This is a genomic window from Insulibacter thermoxylanivorax (genome assembly GCF_015472005.1).
GTDB lineage: Bacteria > Bacillota > Bacilli > Paenibacillales > DA-C8 > Insulibacter > Insulibacter thermoxylanivorax.
On sequence record NZ_BMAQ01000025.1, the window covers coordinates 1 to 1,528 of the forward strand.

The following is a 1,528-nucleotide window of genomic DNA, read 5'->3' on the forward strand; positions in this document are numbered from 1 at the left end:
TTGAACCTGCTGGCGTGGGCTGAATCCATCAAGCAAGAGCATGGGCTGACGGACGTACTGCTTGGCGTAGAGCCAACCGGCCATTACTGGTTCCCGCTGTTTCACTTCCTGAAGCAGCACGGTATCGAAGTCGTGCTGGTGAACCCCCATCATGTCAAGAAAAGCAAGGAACTCGACGACAACTCGCCGACCAAGAATGACATCAAAGATGCGAAAGTCGTCGCCAAACTCGTCATCGACGGACGTTATACACAGCCACAGTTGCCGGAAGGCGTTTATGCCGACCTGCGTGTGCTGATGAATCAGCGGGACCGTCTGTGCGGGGATTTGAACCGCGTGAAAGGAAGAATCCACAATTGGCTGGATCGCTTCTTTCCCGAATATACACAAGTGTTTAAAGACTGGGAAGGCAAGGCCTCGCTCATTACGCTGCAGAACTTTCCGCTGCCGCAGGACGTTATCGCCGCTGGCGAAACAACGATTGCGGCGATATGGAAGAAAAACGGCGTGACCCGGGCCGTAGGCCCCAAGAGAGCGGAATTGCTTTACCGGAAAGCCCGTAAGTCCATCGGCCTTACAGAAGGAGCTACGGCGGCCAGGCATGAGCTAGCCATGTATATGGAGCAGTACGTCATGCTGTGCAGGCAGATCGAGCAACTGATGGAGCTTGTGGCGGGTCTGGTGGAACAGATTCCGGGAGCCGCCCACATGATGAGCATGCCGTGCATCGGTCTTATCACCGTGGCCGGATTTCTGGCGGAAGTCGGAGATTTGAGCGGTTACGATCACAGCCAACAAATCGTGCGTCACGCCGGTCTCAGCCTGCGGGAAAACAGCTCAGGGCTTCATAAAGGGGAAACGACCATCAGCAAACGAGGTCGCTGTCGCCTCCGGGCCTTGCTATTCCGGGCGGCCCTGACGATGGTCGCCAAGAATCCGGAGTTCCGCGCACTGCACTTGTACTTCACGACGCGCCGGGAAAACCCGCTGAAGAAGAAACAGTCGATGATTGCGATCTGCAACAAGCTCATCCGCGTCTTGTTTGAACTCGGCCGCAAGCAGAAGAACTATGACGCCAGCAAGGTGCTCGGCCCCCATCGGGAGGCTCAATTGCAAGCAGCAGCCTAATTCATTCACAGGTTAGCAACTCACTTTCGTTTCACCGCTTATGCACATGTTGATCTTTGACAAACGAAGCACGGATAGGCCGGGAGAAATCATCACCATAAGGGCATCGACCCCGTTAAGGAGCTTGCCAGGCCTCCACCCCTTGAGAGGTAGAACGAAGGAATGTAAGGGCATCGACCCAGGGAGATATGGGAGGGTAAACCACAAGGGTTCATGTGGAGATCCATATGCGACCATACGGTTTTTAAAACGAGGTGAGCACCACCTCTATTCCCGCCAACAGGTCGATCCCAAATATTCACTTTTCGTCAAATATTATCCACAAGCGCTTCGTACGTCAAAGATGAAAACATGCGAAACAGTGAGAAAAACGGAGAAAACATTAATTCTTTGAGGGAGG

1 protein-coding gene is annotated in these 1,528 nt (G+C 53.7%); it reads left to right on the plus strand.

All coding sequences use genetic code 11. The features are described from left to right. Window positions 1-1,128 (plus strand): IS110 family RNA-guided transposase (locus PRECH8_RS09955; protein ID WP_200966958.1); only part of this gene is annotated, 1,128 nt, incomplete at its 5' end. Between the last annotated feature and the right edge of the window lie 400 nt (window positions 1,129-1,528).